Below are 18,491 nucleotides of genomic sequence, written 5' to 3'. Positions count from 1 at the left end.
TATTCTCCTTGCGGGTCGTTATCCTATTTGGTCACTTTCACTTTGGGGGCGACTATCATGAACATGCTCCGTCCTTCCATCTTCGCCCTGACTTCAATGATCGCAATATCCTCCAGTTCGGTTATGAACCGCTCCAGAGCCTTTTGCCCCAGTTCCATGTGGGTGATTTCCCGGCCACGGAACACCACGGTGATCTTGGCCTTGTTCCCCTCTTCCAGGAAACGGCGGACATGCTTGATCTTGAATGCGAGGTCGTGGTCGTCGGTCTTGGGGCGGAGTTTCACTTCCTTGACCTGGACATGTACCTGCTTCTTTTTGGCTTCCTGCAGTTTCTTGCTCTGCTGGTATTTGAACTTTCCAAAGTCCATGATCCGGCAGACCGGTGGCACGGCAGTCGGTGAAACCTCCACTAGGTCAAGCTGCTGGGTTTCAGCAAGGGCCAGCGCCTCCTGTAAGGTCAGGATGCCGAGCTGTTCGCTGTCTGCCCCGATGACCCGGACTTCCCTGGCACGTATGGCCTGATTGATGTTAACGGTCGGTTTAGCTATGGTGCCACCTCCTAGTGGAAACTCGCCACTTCGCGGGCAAGATATTCAGCAAATGCAGCCGGATCCATTGGCGACAGGTTGCTGCCGTCGCGGAACCTTGGAGTTACCGTGCCGCTTTCAACCTCTTTGTCGCCGATGACCAGCATGTAGGGGATTTTCTGCAGCTGCGCCTCGCGGATCTTGAACCCGAGCTTTTCGTTGCGAAAATCCTTTTGCACCCGTACCCCCGCGCCACGCAGGGTATCGAATACCTGCTGGGCATAGGTAGCCTGGTTGTCGGTCACCGTCAGGACAACCGCCTGTACCGGCGACAGCCAGACCGGGAAATTTCCGGCGAAATGCTCGATGAGTACGCCGATGAACCGTTCGATGGAACCGAGGATGACGCGGTGCACCATGACGGGACGCTTCTTTTCACCGTCAGCGTCGATGTAGGTGAGATCAAAACGCTCGGGGAGCGTAAAATCGCACTGGATTGTAGCACACTGCCATCTCCTGTCAAGGGAGTCGCGCAGCTTGATGTCTATCTTGGGGCCATAAAACGCGCCATCACCCTCGTTGATCTCATAGGGGCGGCCCGAATCCTTCAGCGCGCCGAGCAGGGCACCGGTGGCGCGCTCCCAGTCCTCGTCCGAGCCGATGGACTTCTCGGGACGGGTGGAGAGTTCCATCTCGAACTCGAAACCGAACACCCCCATGACATCCTGCACGAAGGAGATGACCCCCTTGATCTCGGCATCCAGCTGCTCCGGAGTGCAGAGGATGTGGGCGTCATCCTGGGTGAAGCAGCGCACCCGCAGAAGGCCGTGCAATACGCCGGCCCGCTCGTGGCGGTGAACCGTTCCCAGCTCGAAGAACCTCAGGGGAAGATCGCGGTAGCTGCGCAGGTGCGACTTGTAGATCATCATGTGGGAAAGGCAGTTCATCGGCTTGATGCCGAACGACTGCTCATCCACTTCGGTGAAGTACATGTTCTCGCGGTAGTTATCGTAATGACCGGAACGCTGCCACAACTCGGTCTTGAGGACCTGGGGGCCGACGACGATATCGTAGCCGCGCTTCAGGTGTTCCCGGCGTTCGAAGTCCTCGATGACGGTCCGGAGCATGGCACCCTTCGGATGCCAGATGGCAAAACCGGCTCCCACTTCATCGCTGAAGGAGAAGAGGTCAAGCTCACGACCGAGCTTGCGGTGGTCGCGCCGCTTCGCCTCTTCGATCCGGGCCAGGTATTCATCCAGCTGCTTCTTGTCGGGAAACGCCGTACCGTACACCCGCTGCAGCATTTTGCGCTTCTCGTCGCCGCGCCAGTAAGCCCCCGCAATGGAGGTCACCTTGAATGCCTTGCACCAGGAGGTGGATGGCAAGTGGGGGCCGCGGCACAGATCGGCAAAGTCACCCTGGCGATAGAGGGAAACATGATCGACACCGAGGTCTTCGATCAGTTCTACCTTGTAATCCTCCCCCATCTCCCGGAACAGCTTGACGGCATCGGCGCTCGACAACTCCTGCCGCTCTATCTTCAGGCCGGCTTTCGCCAGCTCTTCCATCTTCTTTTCGATCTTTTCCAGATCTTCCGGCGTAAAGGGATGGTCAACATCGAAATCGTAATAGAAGCCGGTCTCGATAGCCGGACCGATGGTGACCTTCGCCTCGGGAAAGAGGCTCTTCACCGCCTGGGCCATGAGATGGGAGGTGGAGTGACGGATGATCTCCAGGGCTTCCGGGCTCTTTTCGGTGATTATTTCCACCCGGGAGCCGTCGACCAGCTTTGCATCCAGATCGACGAGGGAACCGTCAATCCTGCCCGCGATGGCAGCCTTGGCCAGGCCGGCGCCGATAGCGGCGGCAAGGCCATGCACCGTCGATCCAGGGGGGAGAGTCCGGACGGAACCATCGGGAAGTGTTACGCTGATGTCAGCCATATCGGCCCCTTAACGGAAAGAGGCATCGAACATCGATGCCCCTGTCGAATCTACCTGCGGCATGGTTTTCTGGTAGGCGCGGGCGGTTTCGAACCGCCGACCCCTAGCGTGTCGAGCTAGTGCTCTACCCCTGAGCTACGCGCCTCCGTGAAAACTCTGTTTAAATACCAATTCACACCGGGAAAGTCAAGGTTTTTATTGGCCCTCGCATTTTTTCTTCCGGCCGTCCCGTTCTGCCAATACTGATTCGACCGATAATGCCACCTCGTCCGCGGTGATGTCGGCCATGCAGCGGACGTCATGGCGGCACGGTGGAATGGTGCCGTAACGGGAACAGGGCGAGCAGGTCGTCCGCGTGCTTACGACCCTGCCACCGCCGCCACGGGGAGCCCACTTGGCAATACTGCTCGGACCAAACAGTGCCACTGTCGGGATGTCGAGCCCCGCAGCGAGGTGGAGCACCCCCGAATCACCGCTCAGCAGAAGATCTGCCCGGGCGATGATTGCGGCGGTCTCCATGAGAGAGGTCCTGCCGGCAAGATTCACCCCTCCCCCCTTGACAATCTCCTCCCCGATGGCGACCTCCTCCCGGCCGCCAATAACCACCACCGTCGTCCCCCGTGCGGTCAGCCTGGCAGCAACGGAAACAAACCGCTCCGTTTCCCAGCGCTTCTCCTGCACGCTCGCCCCGGGAAACAGCGCCACAAAACGTTTTACCCCAACTTCCACCAGCAACGAAGACGCAGTAAGCGATGCCGCTTCCGGTATGCGGAGAAACGGCGTCCGCAGAGCAGCAGATGCGGTGATGCCGAGGGGCTGCAGCAGCTTCAGAAAGCTGTCCGCCTCATAATCGTCAAGGGAGTAGGTCACCGGATGGGTGAACAGACGCTTCCGTTCGTTGGTCCCAAACCCGATCTTCACGGGTGAACGAACCAGTCGGGCCACAATGACAGAGAGCCGATACCACTGCTCCGTATCGATGACCGCATCGTAGCGGTTGCGCAGGACTTTTGAGAGACCGGAACATGTGTCGTACCGGTACACCGTGCCAATACCCGCGGCGAGATCAAATACGGCAGCGTTTCTCTTCTCCGCCAGGATATCGATTGTGCACTCAGGGTACGCCTGCTTTATGGCGTCTATGGCCGGAATGAGCAGAACGGCGTCGCCGATGCCGCCGGGGCGGATCAAGAGAACAGTGGCCGGTTTTACGATTTGGCGGGGTTGCTGCGGTCTGGACATGACGCTGACAAGCGGCCCCAGATATGTATCCATGATTTTCAAGAAAATGGTCTGCATGTCAACAGTTCATACCCATTTCTGCAGCTCATGGTCATACCTGAACAACCCGTTTTTATTGAACCATTTTTTGAATTCCACCGGCGCGTACCACATAACCCTGTCAAAGGCTGCCAATATGTGGTGATACACGCGGGGACTGACAGCCATGGACATCATTTCCTGCACGTACCCCCCCCTGTTTTCCGATAGTTGTCCCTTTTCAATTCTGAAACCGCCCAGGTATGCCTCGACAATGTGCAGGTCAGTTTCCTTTGCAAACCGGGACCAAAGGTAGTAGTCACCCGCATATCTAAAGGCGGCAAGACGGTCGTAGTCGAGGAATTGATGCAGTGAAACATCCCAGAAGGTCGATTCCTGCTGGACAAAAATAAGTTTTGTACCGTAGAAACCGGTGGCAAAAAAATCCCGGCGGTATTTGAAAGGAAGCTTGACGTTGAGAAAGTAGGACTTGTCATTGTAGTGGACATTGTAACCTGTCAACCACCGTACCTGTTTCTGCTCAAACAGGTCCAGTACTATGTCAAAAGCATGAAGGTTATAAAAATCACCCGCATTGAGATACGCAACGATGTCGCCGGAAGCTCGTTTGAGGCCCTTGGACAGCGCGGCATACATGCCCGTATCCTGCTCGGAAAAGAGCTTTATTGCACCGTTGTTATCTGCATAGGAGGTAACGATGGCATTTGTCTTGTCAGTGGAGTTGCCATCACAGATGATATACTCCAGTTCCGCTCGACCGGAAAGAATGGCGGATTGACCGATCACAGACTCGATGGTCTCGCCGATGTGACGCTCCGCATTCAGGCAGGGGGTTATGATGGAAATCCGTTTCATCGAGAAAATCCGAAATCACTTAGTAGCCTGCCGTCAATCATCGTGGTGTCCCGTAACAACGCAGCGCTTCCGCGTAAACTTTTCCATAGAGACCAACTACGCGGGCAAGGCCAAATTCGCACTCCGCTTTCTGGCGCGCAGCATGTTTCATATTCTGCCGCAAATAGTCATCTTTGAGAATCAGGTCAATCTTCTCGGCGAGAGACCCGGGGTCTCCCGGTGTCGCAAGGAAACCGGTTACCCCATCGTCTATGAGGTCGGGCATCCCGCCAATTCGAAAACTGACACACGGGACAGCACAGGAAAGAGCCTCGACAAGCATATTGGAAAGATTCTCTTCCTGGGACGGGGAAACAAAGATATCAGTCGCACCGTACGCAAGGGAAAGGGATATCTCATCGTCAAGCATTCCCAGGTAATGCACCGGCACCCCGAAGTCCGGTGGAATTGGCGGTTCTCCACTACCAATCACAACAAGTTCAGCCTTACTTTTCAGAGACCTAAGGGCGTTGAACAAGTGATGAAAGCCCTTCCGTTCGTCACTTGAAGCGTCCATCGCACCCGCAAGGATAAGTTGAACATCATCCGGGAGGCAGAGGATTTCTCGACAGATGCGTTTGTCTCGAGGGGTAAAGCGCTCGAGATCAATGCCGTTTGGGATAACCTCGATGGGAAGGCCTTTAAAAAGTGGGCTTCGTCGAGCACACTCGGCAAGCCAGTTGCTCGGGGAGACAATGGTCAAGGGGAGGTCCTTCCAACTCCGCTCTTTGCGTCTGAAGTTCCAGCGTGAAAGGTCCCATTGCTTCTCCGAACAGAGAAGCGGACAATTACCGCACCCATCCTCATAACGCCGGCACCCCCCCGAATAATGACATCCGCCGGTGAACGGCCACATATCATGAAGTGTCCATACCATGGGCTTTTCAAGGCGAGAGAGTGTCTCGATCTTGAGAAAGCCATAGGAGACCCAGTGAAGATGGATGATATCCGGGTCGCTGCATCGAACGTAGTTCCCGACTGCATCCGGAAGAAAGGCCGTGGAGAAAAACCCCTTTCGTCTATTCTTATAGGGGATAAGGGGCAAAACGTCACCATGTGCCCGGAGCTTTCCTTGCAGGTAGGCCCATTTGGTCTCCGGTCCCTTGACGGTCCAATCATCGGAGCGTTTTTCCTGAACAAACAGACGGCTATCGACGCCGGCTTTCCTGAGCCCGTGATGGAGACGGTATGCAGCACGCGCTGCCCCGCCATGGGTGTCAAAGGTGCTGAGGAGGAGCGGCTTCACAGCTTGACTCCTTCCATTACAAGAGAATCCGGTTTCCGCACGACGCCACGGCACACATCCAGTTCGTAGCGAGCAAAATCCGGAATTCTGCTTTCCAGGGGCGAAACGACCCTGACATCATCGAAACCGCCACTCGTCATGAGCCTTCCGAGGGAGAATCTGTCGTACATCCAGCGATGGACTTCACCAGAGTTGCGAAACACCCCTTCCCTGAAGGCATTCCGGCCACTTTCTCCTGCAATGGCAAAGGCTGCCCATTTTGCGAGCTCACTACGAAGCTTGCACAGAAAATGACCAAGGATCCGCGTTGAAAGTTTGAAAGCCGGCTTTCGTACTTCCTGCTCAGCGTATACGGCAGAGTGCCCCATTCTCTCGACAACAAAGGGTGATTGACTCGCATGGGAGCTGCGCAAGTAGCGTTCCATCTGCCCGCCACTCTCCTGCCTGACACATTGATCATACAATTCCAGCATGATCCAGTCATAATCTGCCTCAGATTCCCTTGCTGAAGAGAGCTTCTCCAGATAAAGCCTGGCGATCTGCTCCAAATCAGGGACAAGTATCCTTACGATTCCACCAGGCTTGAGGACACGGAAACATTCTTTAATAAATGGCAAGGCATTTTCAAGCGGGAGGTGCTCCAGAAGATGGGAATGATAGACGACGTCAAACATTTCATCGGGAAACGGAATGCCATTCGTTATGTTGTGGCTGATGGCATGATCGCCCCCACCCAGATCAATATTTACCCAGTCCGGGTGAAATGTGGCGCCGCAACCTATATTCAGCATGTTCATGTCATGGCCTGTAGGCATAAATGTTGAGTTGGTTGTCAAAATTGTTGCAGGTATGACGGTGTATGAAAGGGTGTCCGGAAGTGATTCCGATATGCTCGATATAATATCTGAAACCGGCACCCCTCAGGATTTCAAGTATTCGACCAAGCTGCTGCGGCTCCCCATGGGCGGAATGGTATTCCAGAAACATACGCTCGACATGTGCCAACCCCTCCCTGCACTCCTCCAGCACATCCCCCTCGGCACCTTCTATGTCGAGTTTGAGAAAGTCAACGTGCTTCACAAGGTATTGGCTCAACGTTGTGGCTGTAACAGTACAGGGGCTACCGGAAATGCTGGCATCAATACGTCCCCCATCGGCACCTTCCTGAATGAATGGCACCCGCGCCTCCTCGCTCCATAATGCCTTGTTACTTAACGTTACCCCCTGCAAAGCAAAAGTAGCCATATTTTCACTCAAGACACTAAAAATGTTAACATCTGGCTCAAAGGCCAGGATGGTACTATCAGGGTAGAGTTTTTTAAAATAAATGACACTAAGCCCTATGTTGGCACCACAATCGATTATGTACGGATTTTGTGTGCTGCATTGGAAACGGTAAATCTCTGACTCGAATATCTCTCTTCGCATAAAAAGATATGACGGAGCATCCACATATTTCACCGACCTGCCAAGAAGAGATGTTTCTCCTGAAACGAAACGTGATACCCCTTTAAGCCGCTCTTCTTCGGCAGAATCACCCCGTACTCCGGACAACTTCATCCGGGTTTCCGTCACAAGGCTCTTGAGGGATGAATTCCAGATATGACTGAAAAGATCGATCATGGTCTCATCCTGTTACCGAACAATTTCCAAAACCAGTAACGGACGGTCCCCGAATGCCCCCTCCGCAAGTATGCCTCCAGACTGCCGGTCACGCGCGGGTCCTCACGGACAGGGAGGAGGGCCACCATCACCTCTTTTTCCACCAAGCTTACGTCATAAAATTTCGATGTACCACAATGCATACCGCTACCGTCATGGCCTATATTTTTCACCAGCGATACCCCAGGATAAAGAGTAAACTTGTTACTGAGAAAGGTGGATGCATGCCAGCGAACGGCCCATGAATCTATTCTACCATTTACTTGGTTCTCAAGCATTCGCGTGTAGGGATAGGCGCCATGCATATCAAAATTCGTTGAAAGCCGAGAATTTCGCAACTGTTCCAGAAGCTTTCGACCGTCAGGTTCAAAAAGAGCCCACGCCCTGCGCCAGGTACCCCATCCCCAGCAGCCGGTGTTACGCAGAAAAAAAGTATCCGGAAGTGGTATCCCCAGGGGGAAGGTATAACCATGAATCGCCGCCACCTGTTCCTCATGTTCATAGCATCTGAGAGCATCTCCCATAAATTGCAAAAAATAGGGAGATGTAACCAGATCGTCTTCAAGGACGACAATTGACTCATGGGCACCGAGGACCGCATCAATACCACTCGTCAAAGAACGGGCAAGCCCCAGATTTCGTTCCCTTTCCACAACTATTACATCCGCAAATCCAGTAACCTTCTTCACGTAATTGCGGACCGCCGCAACTCCCTCCGCGTCTGCATCACTTCGCGGACCGTCAGAATAAACATAGAGGATGCTTTCGCGAGCACCGTGATTCTTCTGAAGTGCCTCCATCGTAGACATTGTGTGGAGGAGGCGGTTATAGACAAAGAGAGCGATGGGAGGACGGTTCGTCATTGCTTTCCCCCATGCCATGGCATTTCGTGTGAAGATGCTTGATTGCCATTATTGCCTAAGCATCTGCCAAACAGGAAGCCGCTCTTAAATCCCAATTCCTGAAAGAGTCTAGCGGCCTCAGTTCTCACGAGCCCTTCCGCGACAAGGAGCCGGTAGGGAACTGACAATATCAACTTGAAAAAACAGATGAGCTCTCGTGCATATTTTGTTGACAGCAAGCGTCTCCGTTGCATATGGATGGCCGCCTCGCCAATTCTGTAACTTCTTATGAATCTGTATGAGAGAGTACAATTGTGACGTGGTGTCCAGTGGTAAACAAGGATGGCTGGATCGTACCAAAAATGCGGCTCTTCGTCATAGATTCTATAAAAAAATTCTGTATCTTCCCCCATACGCAATTTGCCGTCAACTATACCGTACTGGGAGGAAAAACCGTCAAACCTTTCCAACACCCTTCGTGGGAAAGCCATATTTGAACCTGAAAATCCATAACGGGCACGCGGTAGTTCAAGAAAACCGACACGTTCACCCCATGTCCTGATCTCAAAATCATCAATAAACCATGTAGGCGGGGGGGTTTCATACATGGGATGAATTTGTCCACCCACCGCAGCGGGTGTAGGCATAACGGTAGTAAAAACACTCAGGATGCGACTGCACCAATCGGGCGTCGCTTTTGCGTCATCGTCGATATAAGCAACATACTCTCCACGCGCTTCGCGCCAGCCTCGATTGCGAGCATGGCTGTGCCCTTGGTTCAATTCAGTGACGATCCTAAAAAAAGAGTACTGCTTTGCGTAGTGGTGAGCAATTTCCAGGGTGTTGTCGAGGGAGTGGTTATCCACAACTACCACCTCAAAGAGGCTTGGGTCCAGTGACTGCTCCACAAGGGACTGAAGACAAGCCCCCAAAAGTTCAGCACGGTTGTATGTGCAGACTACGATAGAAATCTTGGGTTTGTTCAATCTACGCTCCCGTCAAACACCTACTGATCATTAAGCAGCACCCATGACCGGTGTCACCATTACCCCCTTCTTCTGAAAAGCAAGCAATTCAAGAAGAACGCGACACGCCGTCGCCAGGATAATTTGACCTTGCAGCTGAGTGGAGATAAAAAAAACTTCTTGAGAGTCCACGGTCCAAGCTCCGTCAGTGCATCACAGACCTCGAACCATCGATCGCAAAGGACTTCAGAAAAGGTCGTTTCTGAGAAGACTTTTACTCTCTTATTCGTATCTATCAATTTGCTGAACCACTTTTCAGTATTCTCGAGAAATCCCCTGTCCACCTCAAAACGCCACTGGCTGATGGACTGATGGATCTTGAACTCTTCAGGAGAAGGTATGATCCCTAGTTTGTAAAGTTGCAGTAAACGTACCTTCCCGGCAAACACAAGCTGTTCTTCTTTATGGACCACCTGTTGATCATGCCGTCGATAGTGCAGCTGTACCTCTCCAATATTTGCAAGAGATGTGTATTCTGAGGCCCGTACCCACAATTCGAAATCCTGAGCACGCTTAAAGGAGGTGTCGTACAATGTCCCAAATTTTGCGAGCATCTCCCTACGCATCATGACAGAAGGATGAGCCAGTGCCGGTCCGAATAAATGCATGCAGTTGATAACGTCCGGGGCGGTTGGGTAGCGCCAAACATGCCCCGCCGGTTCTCCAATAATTTCAACCCAGGTACCGCATATTCCAATCTCCGCATGCGCCTCCATAAAGGCCACTTGGCGGGTCAGTCTTTCCGGTAGACTTACATCATCGCTGTCCATACGGGCCACATACTCACCCCGCGCAAGGCCAAAACCCTTATTGAGAGATTCTGACAACCCTAAATTTGCCCCGTTGCGAATCAGGCTGATCCGAGAATCACGATATGACTCGATTATTTCCACACTGTGGTCTGTCGAGCCATCATCAATGATGATAAATTCGAAATCGGCTAATGTCTGGGATAAAATGCTCTCTATCGCTTCAGCCACAAACCTCTCGCAATTATACACCGGCATAACTACAGTCACGCGTGGATCATGAGCCTGAGTCTGGCAATTATGCACAGTAACCCTTTTCACCATTTACGTCGTTTCAACATTGTGCCGTTCCAGCCACATAGAAAGGACTAGTAGTATCCAAGTTCGATAATCATCTCTCTCGATATAGTCTCGCATGCTCCCGTAAGGCATAATGGAATAGACCCTTTGATCTGGCTTGCCCAAGTACTTCTCTTTTAAAGCACGAACTGAATCATGCTTCAACCAGTAATTGACCGGCGCCCCGAATCCCTGTTTATTGCGGCTCCTGACCGCAGGTGGCCAGGTATCGGCATATCCCTGACGAAGAATACGTTTGTCTTGCTCGGTGTCGGTCTTCATACTCCAGGGAAGCGAAATGCAGAACGAAGCAAAATCGACATCCAGGAATGGTGCCCTGAGTTCCAGTCCATTTGCCATGGAGGCACGATCGATTTTAACCAATATGTCCCCAGGCATGTATCCTTCGATGTCGAGCTTCAAGGCGTCATCAATAGACCCAGAAACGCGGTCACCGTCCGGAAACGGAACGTTAACCGACGACTTTAGTCCCAGTACTACCAATTCGCTGTCGGTAAAATACTGCTTCTGAGTAGAATGGGCCTGGGCAATGGAACCGTAACGTTTGGCATACACCTCCCCCAGTCCCCGGTATATTAGTGATGGAGGTGCCTTAAGCCTCAGGAACCGTGATAGTGCCAGAGCCAGCCGCAATAGCTGACTGGATCCCCCCTTCTGCATGGCAAGAAGAGGACGATACCACAAATATCCGGCCAGTAGCTCGTCGGCGCCATCGCCAGTCAGTACTACTTTCACATGATCACTAGCAAGTTTGGAAATGAGGTACGTAGGGATATTGGAAGAGTCTGCAAAGGGCTCGTCGTAGACTTCCTGCATTGCGACCAAAAGTTCGCCTATGTCGGCCGTCTTATCAGCCAGCTCAAAATGTTCGGTCCCGTATTTTTCTGCAACCTGGCGGGCATAGGGAAGCTCACTGACGGAGTCCTCAAAACCAAATGAAAAGGTCTTTATTCGGGCCTGGTGGCGGCTAGCTACAGCCACAACCGTGCTTGAATCCAGCCCTCCGCTGAGAAACGCTCCGACCGGCACATCCGCTACCAACTGGCGGGCGACCGCCCGGTCAAACAATTCCCTGAAACGTTCGACAGCCTCCGCGGGGGCAATTTTCTCCACGGTTTTCGGCAGGGTCCAGTAACGTTCGACCGAAACTCGTTCATCACGCCAGCGCAGGGAGTGGGCCGGTGGGAGTGCGTGAATATTCCCATAGATAGTCTGGAGGGGATGAACATACAAGTATTGCAAGTAGTGGGCAAGCGCCTCACGGTTCAGAACCGGTTTGACAAGGCCCGACGCAAGTATCGCTTTAATTTCCGATGCGAAGATAAACTCGCCACCTTTTCCAAAGGCATAGTAGAAGGGTTTTTCTCCGAAACGGTCGCGGGCACAGAAAAGCTCCTGACGCGCTTCATCCCAGACGGCAAAGGCGAACATTCCCGGAACGTGTGCCATGCAGTTATGACGGTATTTTTCGTAAAGGGCGAGGATTACCTCCGTGTCAGAAGAAGTACAGAAAGGGTAATCAGTCAAGGTCGCTCTGATCTCCCTGTATCCGTATATTTCTCCGTTGAACGTGATCCCGACGGACGACACTTGTGAGAGCATCGGTTGCCGCCCGGTTTCCAAGTCCACTACGGAGAGTCTTCGGTGTCCCAGTGCACAAGCATCGAAGAAATGAATGCCAGATCCGTCAGGTCCGCGGTGGGAAAGGCTATCTGTCATCTTCTGGATGGCGTCACGATACCGGGATGCCTGCGGTGCTATTATGCCGGCTATGCCGCACATGGCAGGGATCCCAGGGAAGATGACAATTTATTGCTTGATTGCGGCAAAAGAGGTGTCCCCCCAGTGGGTCTTTTGAATATGGGTGCAACCTGCAGCGGAGAACCAGCCTGCAACCTCTTCTGGCGTATGGGTAGAGGCATAAAAGGGAGTGATAGCATCGAAGACATCGAGGATTCTCCATCGCTTGTCGGGTATGTTAAGGTTTACCAGCAGGTATTTCCCCACGTAGTCCACCACTCTACTGCCCAGAACCGGAACCATGGAGACGGCACGCAATATGTAATACAGGATGGTGGCGGCGAAATAGGAATAGAACAAGGTCATGCGGGTAGCGAAGCCGGTCCCCAATCCGGCAGCCACTCCATTGTGAATCATTCTGAACATTCGCACCGACGGATAATCGTAAAAACTTTTCTTTGAATAGACACAACAGCAGATCAAGCCACCGGATTTGACACTGTCGGTCAAAGCCTTGATCCCTTTGCCGGGGGAAGGTGTATGATGTAATACCCCTATGGTGTACCCAATATCGAATGCATCCCTGGCAAAGGGAGGGTTCATGACATCCCCCTGAATAATGAGCACCATTGCGTCATCCTTGAAGTTTTCCTGCGCCGATTCGACTGCAAGGCTCATGTCGATGCCAACTGCGATCCCTCCCCATGACCTGACGACATCCAGAAAGCGGCCCGGTCCGCAGCCAAACTCCACTACAATCTTGCCCTTTATTTCATCGCCACTTAGACCGGTAATGCCCCTGAACATCCTTGTAGTGTGGCCCTCCATCGGACTGCCGATGTTTTCCGATTCAAATTGGACCCTGGGCCATTTGCGCCACTCATATCCAAAGCTGTCGGAATAATGCTCCTTTCCTACAAACCTCGGGACGCCATTAATCACAGGATAAACCGCTCCGCCTTCTCTGGCCGTGAGCCTGCCTGTCCTCACCATGCCATTTGAAAAGAACTCATCGGCCGTCAATTCCAGTTCACTCCCCGTTTTTGGACAGCGCAACAAAGCGACGAAATCTGGATTCATCGGTTATGATCCTTTTGAATTGTCAAATTTTCAGCCAGCCATCGGGGATGATGTCGGCTGTATCGTGACGCTTGTCCTTCAGCCACTCTGCCGGGGACAAGACTATCTTTCCCTTGTTTGCATTCAGCCACGCCCCCCACCAGCTGAAGGAACTGTTAGATATAATATTGTGCTTGCATAGACTCATAAGCCGCAAGTCTTCGACCCCCTTGTCAGGCAAGTTGTGATCGATGACCGTCAATGGAAAAGGGATGTGGATATTTGCCCTCGTCCATACAGGGTCGTCCGAGAATACTATAAAATTCGGTTCGGCTACCCTCGCAACGATTTCCCCGACGCATCTTTGGTAATAATGAGGCTCGCAGAAGCCGTGCGTTTCCATGGTCAGTGGGTCGCTCACGAAATCGCCACGTCTGACATGGAGAGCGACTGAGTTCGTGCTTTGTATCATGGCTGCAAGTTCCTGGTTTTTTCCGGTCAGTGGATGCCTGACTGTGAACTCATTGCGGATGGTCTCCTCGATATCCTTGAAATAACGCTCCGACTGCCAGTATCCCGTCAGGTATATGTTGTCGGGCAAACCTAAAACAGTCGGGTCAAAATGGAAATGAGGCTCTCTGTATATGTTCCGGTAGAGCGTAGCAAGACCAGTTGCATGGCGGAAGCGCACCAACATAGTTTCCCGCCAGGTATTTCCTCTCCCGGTTATCTCCGCGACCTCGCGAGGTGAAGCGATTGCTGCGCTTATGCTAAAGTGGCAAAGCTCATAGGAGCGGTGCGTGAATCCGGACTGGCAGCTCTCCAAGAATGAGAGGTCAATCTTCAACTCAGTACTGTGCTGGTGCGCCAACCTACGCGCAGCAGCATACTGAAACATCTGGTTGCCCAAACCACCTTTCAGGCACACGACAATCATCTCTTCCGCATTCTCATTTCTTGGTTGCCAGGACCAGACAGCCATAGTGGAGCAACTCTGACGACCCCTTATCTCTTGCGCTGAAGCGGCCAAGCATGCTCAATACCAATCGTACGGCATAAGTTTCCAAACGTGTAGGACGTATATTTGCGTATCGTTCCGCAACATTCGGAATCCGACGTACTTCCTGGGCAAGATATTCGAAGTAATTACCATTCTCGACCAGTTCATCGACTCGAAAGCCGCATGCATTCAGGTGTTTCTCGAAAAAATACCGGTTAAAACCGGTGTAAAAATGATATGGCGCAAAGTGGGTAAGGCTGCAAAAGGGTGCGGTGACAATAAGTTGCCCATCTGGTTTCAACAGCCGACTGAATTCTCTGAAGGCAAGAATAGGGTCTGACAGGTGCTCTAGCACCTCGATGCACATGATCCCGTCGAAAGAGGCATTTGGCTCGGGAATCGCGGTGATGTCACTGACAATATCAAGATTCGATTGGTCCCATTTGCCCATTTGCAGGCCACGGACATCACCTGTGCCGTCGTATTGACCAAAATCCTGTGCTACGTAGTTCAGGTGCGTACAGAAACGCCTGAACTGCTGCTCTCCCGCACCAGCATCCAAGATACGAGACCCCGCTGGTATCCGTTGCAGGGTCTTCTCCAGCCAAGCAACACGGGTCTTTTCGTTATGCGTGCCGACTGCTGTCAAGTCCTCACCTTTCTAAACCAGAAACAACCACACCCGTATTTTTGCGCATCAGCCATCTCTTTTGATGCATTCCTTAATAGCCCGCCATCCTTGGGATCATCAGTAACTAATGCAAACTCCATTAATTCCAAATTTGAAAAATATTCAGCGATCTGAGCGTAAGTATAAATTCTGTGGGCGTTGAACATAATTCTGGGGTTCCCCCCAACCGGCACAACAAATAGGAGGTTACCGTTAATAGCCAGCACCCGTTTCAACTCGACAATGGCCTTCATATCTCCATCCGGATCGAGCGGATCACCATAGCGGCCCAGGCCTACATGCTCGACTACATGCATACAGGAGAGGGAACTAATACTCCTGTCAGCGAAGGGAAGAGCCAACAAATCCGCAGCTTCGCACGTAAGACCGGGTAAATTGAGATCAGCAGGACGGTAATCGTAAAACATGACGGGGATAAATGCTGATACCTGTGAGCAGAAATTCACTGACGACGAAATGTCAATATGGCATTTCGGCTTTGTTTGTGCGAGTACGCGGGCAGCCCATGCCGGATGATAGACATAATGTCGGTCAAAACCTGTCTGAGTAGTCTTGTCATTAAAGCATGGATGCCTTTCCTCCCATGCTATACGAAACCGCCCTTCCACTCCGGTCATTTCTTTGAATTTTATAAATTCTTCAGAGAAAGTCTTATGTGCCCTGTAGGAATAGATGTATGAGCAGCATGTTTTGTACCACCTGTTTACGACCTCAGCTAAAGACATATTGCTCAACCTTCTTCAATTTGGCGCTCTTTAAATAAGGAAGTTATCTTAACTGCTATAATTTTTCTATACCAGTTAATGCCATCAGCGTGTTTAAATCTTGCAGCAGTTAACGTGCTATCGTCGTATTTCTTCTCCACCCAGTCCCCAATATTGTGCTTTTCAGGGTTGTAAAATATTCCTTGCCATCTTTTTAAGTAATTCTCCCAGTCCCTGTGCTGTTTTCCCGTGTTCGAACTCCTGGCTGCCAAGTTTGCATGTGAGTAATGCTCAATATAGGAATCAGGTGCATCGACACATGTGTATCCCTTCTCCCACATCTTGAGACAGAGATCGCCGTCTGCATGATAGAAGAGATACGTTTCCTCATCGCAATAACCGACTTCTTTCATGGCATTGTTCAGGTAAAGGCCATGATTCACAAACATCCTGTCACCCAGAGTACGTCCCACCCTGTACTTCTGCTGCTCCGGCCAGTTACGCCAGTAAAAGGCCAATGCTCCCACTCTATCGCCCGTGGCGAGATGTTCTTCAAACCGTGCAACACCCTTTACTATGGCCCCTGGAACCACGAGACAGTCGTCACTCAGCATGCAGATATATTTGCCTTGGGCACACTTGAACCCGAGGTTCATGAAGTACCCCCACGATCTCGTCTCAATCGGACTGCCACGCCACTCTCCACGATTGTGCTGAACGATGGAGATGATGTCCTTCTGCTTAGCAAGCCACATCAATGTGCCGTCGGTAGAACCGCCGTCCACCACGACAATCTCGTGGGAGAAGGGGCATTGCTCCAACTCCCAGCGGATGCTCTCAATCGTCAGCTTAAGGAATCGGAGGCGATTATATGACCCCAGCACAACGGAAAGTTGTTTCTTCATATCGGCCATTATGTAAACTATCGCCTCCGTGAAGACTGCAGCATTACATACTCGATAGCTTTCAGCAGGGTGTCGCCAAGTAGCTCAGCGCGCTCTCTACCACGCGCAATCAGCGTTTCAGTCGAAGGACGCCCCGGCCTGTTCAAAATCAGTTCGCACATCTTGGTAGCTAAGTCCTCTGCCGACCCCACTGTGAAAAACCTTACCGATTCTTCCATAATCTCACGATTTATCATGATGTCGGAAACGATTGCCGGAACCCCGAGGGCCACGGCATCATAGATCGAGCCACCACCCGGACCCCCCTCGAAGAGGGTGGGCTGGATGACTCCAATGGCCATTTTCATAATCTGTATCTGGTCAAGTTTGGGAATGTGACCAAGAAAATGAATGCGGTCGGCAACGCCCCATGCTTCGATCTTCGCTTGCAACTCGGCGAAATAGTGGGGAAAGCGGTGGTCCTCCATAAGCCCCGTGCACACGATATGCACCTCTGGTGCTTGTCTTAGCATGGCAAGAGCTTCGAAAGCAGTCCCGTGGGATTTATGAATCCAGAACTGGTTGGAGATAACAAAGTAGTTATCCGGAAGGTTATATTTGACATGCAGGCCATCTTCAGGAGCGTCAAACCAACTGTGAGCAGGTGTCGCTGCAAATGGCATGGCGAATACTCTACAACTATGATCGGGGCTGAAGGTTGCGATGTCATTCTTTACCGACTGGGAATTAACGATGACAGCCTTTGCCAACTTCAGAGTATTGCCGAATAAAAGATCTCTACCCCGGCAGGTATCTGCATCGAAAAATTGAGGATAATACTTGTGCTGAAAATCATAAATATAGCCGAGCCAAGGAAGGGGAAAAGAATCATCGAGACATCCTAATACAGGGAGAACCACGTCCGCGTCGATCTTCTGCAAGCATCTAATCAGTCCTCCATTCGTGTCATTATGGAAAACGATAGTAATATGACCATCGATGTGTGTGAAGGAGTCGAGCATGTTCGGATCATAGAGCGGTCGCTCTTTATGACTTATCAATTTTAACTTGGCAAGGTTCGAGACAAGTCGTGCCCCCAGTTCCAACACATCTTCCCTGCATTCCAATCTGTTTTCCACAGGGAGAAGCAGATATAGTTTTAGTGGCTCGCTGTTTGCCTTTAGAGCAAGGGCATGCCCAATGACTCTCAGCAGTTCTATGCCACCGCCCCATCCGAAATATCTGCCCAGCAATGCAATGGTGAGTCCCGATTTCATCTGATCTTTCTTGCCGGACATCCAGCATAGACTCCGGGTTCCTTAATATCCATCACTACTGTGGCCCCGGCACCAATGGTAACATTTGAACAAACGGATATATAATCCTTAATAGTTGTTCCTACTCCGACAAAGACTAGGTCTCCAATTGTGCATCGTCCAGATATTGTTGCACTTGGACCGATATGGCAATGTGCGCCAACTTTCACTTCATGCTCTATTATTGCCCCATTATTAACAATCGTATTGATACCGATTACCGCTTCAGGGCCAATGTGCGCGAAATTACCAACAAATACACCTTTAGCAATTGTTGCCATGTGCCCGATATGTGCTGTTTTTGAAATCACACTAACTAGTAACTCAACGTCCATCTGTTCCAATTTATTGGCACGCTTGACATTATCGCCAATAGCCAGGAAGTATTGTATCTCTGAGCCATTCCAGACATTAAGCACAGGAAAGCCATACAGATGTTCATTTTCACGTGCATGGTCGTCTATGAAACAAAGTGAGATATCGGGTTCATTGGCAATCAGAATATCAGCAACACTTCTGCCATGCCCCCCACAACCATAAACTAGTAGATGACTATTTATTGTCATGA

The 18,491-nt window shown here is 51.5% G+C and carries 18 protein-coding genes and 1 tRNA gene; all 19 read right to left on the bottom strand.

Annotated elements, in window-relative coordinates; translation table 11 throughout:
- Window positions 1-23: 23 nt before the first annotated feature.
- The 19 genes from infC to KI810_RS08120 all read right to left on the bottom strand — a co-directional run bounded on the left by infC (window position 24) and on the right by KI810_RS08120 (window position 18,489).
- Window positions 24-548 (bottom strand): translation initiation factor IF-3, encoded by a 525-nt coding sequence (infC, locus tag KI810_RS08210; RefSeq protein WP_214175192.1) that lies wholly within the window; start codon window positions 546-548, stop codon window positions 24-26.
- Between the two features lie 11 nt (window positions 549-559).
- Window positions 560-2,470, bottom strand: coding sequence for a threonine--tRNA ligase (gene thrS / locus KI810_RS08205; protein ID WP_214175023.1), 1,911 nt, complete (start codon window positions 2,468-2,470; stop codon window positions 560-562).
- Between the two features lie 70 nt (window positions 2,471-2,540).
- Window positions 2,541-2,615: transfer RNA gene (locus KI810_RS08200), tRNA-Val, on the bottom strand.
- Between the two features lie 50 nt (window positions 2,616-2,665).
- Window positions 2,666-3,769 carry a glycosyltransferase family 9 protein gene (locus tag KI810_RS08195; protein ID WP_214175022.1) on the bottom strand — a complete coding sequence of 368 codons (1,104 nt, stop codon included), beginning with the start codon at window positions 3,767-3,769 and terminating at the stop codon, window positions 2,666-2,668.
- A gap of 9 nt (window positions 3,770-3,778) precedes the next feature.
- Complete coding sequence (locus KI810_RS08190; protein WP_214175021.1) at window positions 3,779-4,606, bottom strand: glycosyltransferase; 828 nt, start codon at window positions 4,604-4,606, stop codon at window positions 3,779-3,781.
- 37 nt (window positions 4,607-4,643) lie between these two features.
- Window positions 4,644-5,891: a glycosyltransferase family 4 protein gene (locus KI810_RS17445; RefSeq protein ID WP_214175020.1), complete on the bottom strand. Its 1,248-nt coding sequence runs from the start codon at window positions 5,889-5,891 to the stop codon at window positions 4,644-4,646.
- Window positions 5,888-6,688 (bottom strand): class I SAM-dependent methyltransferase, encoded by an 801-nt coding sequence (locus KI810_RS08180; protein ID WP_214175019.1) that lies wholly within the window; start codon window positions 6,686-6,688, stop codon window positions 5,888-5,890. Before KI810_RS08180 ends, KI810_RS17445 begins: the two co-directional genes overlap by 4 nt.
- 1 nt (window position 6,689) lies before the next feature.
- The gene (locus KI810_RS08175) at window positions 6,690-7,514 is read right to left on the bottom strand and encodes an FkbM family methyltransferase (RefSeq protein WP_214175018.1); all 825 of its coding nucleotides are present in this window, start codon (window positions 7,512-7,514) and stop codon (window positions 6,690-6,692) included.
- Window positions 7,511-8,434 (bottom strand): glycosyltransferase family protein, encoded by a 924-nt coding sequence (locus KI810_RS08170; RefSeq protein ID WP_246525378.1) that lies wholly within the window; start codon window positions 8,432-8,434, stop codon window positions 7,511-7,513. Before KI810_RS08170 ends, KI810_RS08175 begins: the two co-directional genes overlap by 4 nt.
- The gene (locus KI810_RS08165; protein ID WP_214175017.1) at window positions 8,413-9,381 is read right to left on the bottom strand and encodes a glycosyltransferase family 2 protein; all 969 of its coding nucleotides are present in this window, start codon (window positions 9,379-9,381) and stop codon (window positions 8,413-8,415) included. Before KI810_RS08165 ends, KI810_RS08170 begins: the two co-directional genes overlap by 22 nt.
- A 59-nt stretch (window positions 9,382-9,440) precedes the next feature.
- A complete protein-coding gene (locus KI810_RS08160) occupies window positions 9,441-10,493 on the bottom strand; it encodes a glycosyltransferase family 2 protein (RefSeq protein WP_281412566.1) in 1,053 nt (350 codons plus the stop codon).
- Window positions 10,494-12,311 carry an asparagine synthase (glutamine-hydrolyzing) gene (gene asnB / locus KI810_RS08155; RefSeq protein ID WP_214175015.1) on the bottom strand — a complete coding sequence of 606 codons (1,818 nt, stop codon included), beginning with the start codon at window positions 12,309-12,311 and terminating at the stop codon, window positions 10,494-10,496.
- 27 nt (window positions 12,312-12,338) lie between these two features.
- Window positions 12,339-13,349 carry a class I SAM-dependent methyltransferase gene (locus KI810_RS08150; RefSeq protein ID WP_214175014.1) on the bottom strand — a complete coding sequence of 337 codons (1,011 nt, stop codon included), beginning with the start codon at window positions 13,347-13,349 and terminating at the stop codon, window positions 12,339-12,341.
- A gap of 22 nt (window positions 13,350-13,371) precedes the next feature.
- Window positions 13,372-14,310 (bottom strand): alpha-1,2-fucosyltransferase, encoded by a 939-nt coding sequence (locus KI810_RS08145; RefSeq protein ID WP_214175013.1) that lies wholly within the window; start codon window positions 14,308-14,310, stop codon window positions 13,372-13,374.
- The gene (locus KI810_RS08140; RefSeq protein WP_214175012.1) at window positions 14,279-14,977 is read right to left on the bottom strand and encodes a class I SAM-dependent methyltransferase; all 699 of its coding nucleotides are present in this window, start codon (window positions 14,975-14,977) and stop codon (window positions 14,279-14,281) included. The genes KI810_RS08145 and KI810_RS08140 overlap by 32 nt, the downstream gene beginning before the upstream one ends.
- Window positions 14,974-15,744 carry a DUF268 domain-containing protein gene (locus KI810_RS08135; RefSeq protein ID WP_214175011.1) on the bottom strand — a complete coding sequence of 257 codons (771 nt, stop codon included), beginning with the start codon at window positions 15,742-15,744 and terminating at the stop codon, window positions 14,974-14,976. The genes KI810_RS08140 and KI810_RS08135 overlap by 4 nt, the downstream gene beginning before the upstream one ends.
- Window positions 15,745-15,749: 5 nt before the next feature.
- The gene (locus KI810_RS08130) at window positions 15,750-16,637 is read right to left on the bottom strand and encodes a glycosyltransferase family 2 protein (RefSeq protein WP_214175010.1); all 888 of its coding nucleotides are present in this window, start codon (window positions 16,635-16,637) and stop codon (window positions 15,750-15,752) included.
- Window positions 16,638-16,645: 8 nt separating this feature from the next.
- Entirely contained in the window at window positions 16,646-17,905 is a 1,260-nt protein-coding gene (locus KI810_RS08125) for a glycosyltransferase family 4 protein (protein WP_214175009.1), read from the bottom strand.
- Complete coding sequence (locus KI810_RS08120; protein WP_214175008.1) at window positions 17,881-18,489, bottom strand: NeuD/PglB/VioB family sugar acetyltransferase; 609 nt, start codon at window positions 18,487-18,489, stop codon at window positions 17,881-17,883. The genes KI810_RS08125 and KI810_RS08120 overlap by 25 nt, the downstream gene beginning before the upstream one ends.
- Between the last annotated feature and the right edge of the window lie 2 nt (window positions 18,490-18,491).

The sequence above is a fragment of the Geomobilimonas luticola genome, from assembly GCF_018476905.1.
Taxonomy (GTDB): Bacteria; Desulfobacterota; Desulfuromonadia; order Geobacterales; family Geobacteraceae; genus Geomobilimonas; species Geomobilimonas luticola.
Note: the sequence above shows the minus strand (reverse complement) of the source record. Positions and strands in the feature narration are given on the sequence as shown.

Coding starts and splice junctions, on each gene's coding strand:
- KI810_RS08175 (WP_214175018.1), bottom strand. CDS start 7,514: ATGATCGATCTTTTCAGTCATATCTGGAATTCATCCCTCAAGAGCCTT.
- KI810_RS08190 (WP_214175021.1), bottom strand. CDS start 4,606: ATGAAACGGATTTCCATCATAACCCCCTGCCTGAATGCGGAGCGTCAC.
- KI810_RS08135 (WP_214175011.1), bottom strand. CDS start 15,744: ATGTCTTTAGCTGAGGTCGTAAACAGGTGGTACAAAACATGCTGCTCA.
- KI810_RS08195 (WP_214175022.1), bottom strand. CDS start 3,769: ATGCAGACCATTTTCTTGAAAATCATGGATACATATCTGGGGCCGCTT.
- KI810_RS08160 (WP_281412566.1), bottom strand. CDS start 10,493: ATGGTGAAAAGGGTTACTGTGCATAATTGCCAGACTCAGGCTCATGAT.
- KI810_RS08120 (WP_214175008.1), bottom strand. CDS start 18,489: ATGACAATAAATAGTCATCTACTAGTTTATGGTTGTGGGGGGCATGGC.
- KI810_RS08130 (WP_214175010.1), bottom strand. CDS start 16,637: ATGGCCGATATGAAGAAACAACTTTCCGTTGTGCTGGGGTCATATAAT.
- asnB (WP_214175015.1), bottom strand. CDS start 12,311: ATGTGCGGCATAGCCGGCATAATAGCACCGCAGGCATCCCGGTATCGT.
- KI810_RS08180 (WP_214175019.1), bottom strand. CDS start 6,688: ATGAACATGCTGAATATAGGTTGCGGCGCCACATTTCACCCGGACTGG.
- KI810_RS08125 (WP_214175009.1), bottom strand. CDS start 17,905: ATGTCCGGCAAGAAAGATCAGATGAAATCGGGACTCACCATTGCATTG.
- KI810_RS08170 (WP_246525378.1), bottom strand. CDS start 8,434: ATGGCATGGGGGAAAGCAATGACGAACCGTCCTCCCATCGCTCTCTTT.
- KI810_RS08145 (WP_214175013.1), bottom strand. CDS start 14,310: ATGGCTGTCTGGTCCTGGCAACCAAGAAATGAGAATGCGGAAGAGATG.
- thrS (WP_214175023.1), bottom strand. CDS start 2,470: ATGGCTGACATCAGCGTAACACTTCCCGATGGTTCCGTCCGGACTCTC.
- KI810_RS08150 (WP_214175014.1), bottom strand. CDS start 13,349: ATGAATCCAGATTTCGTCGCTTTGTTGCGCTGTCCAAAAACGGGGAGT.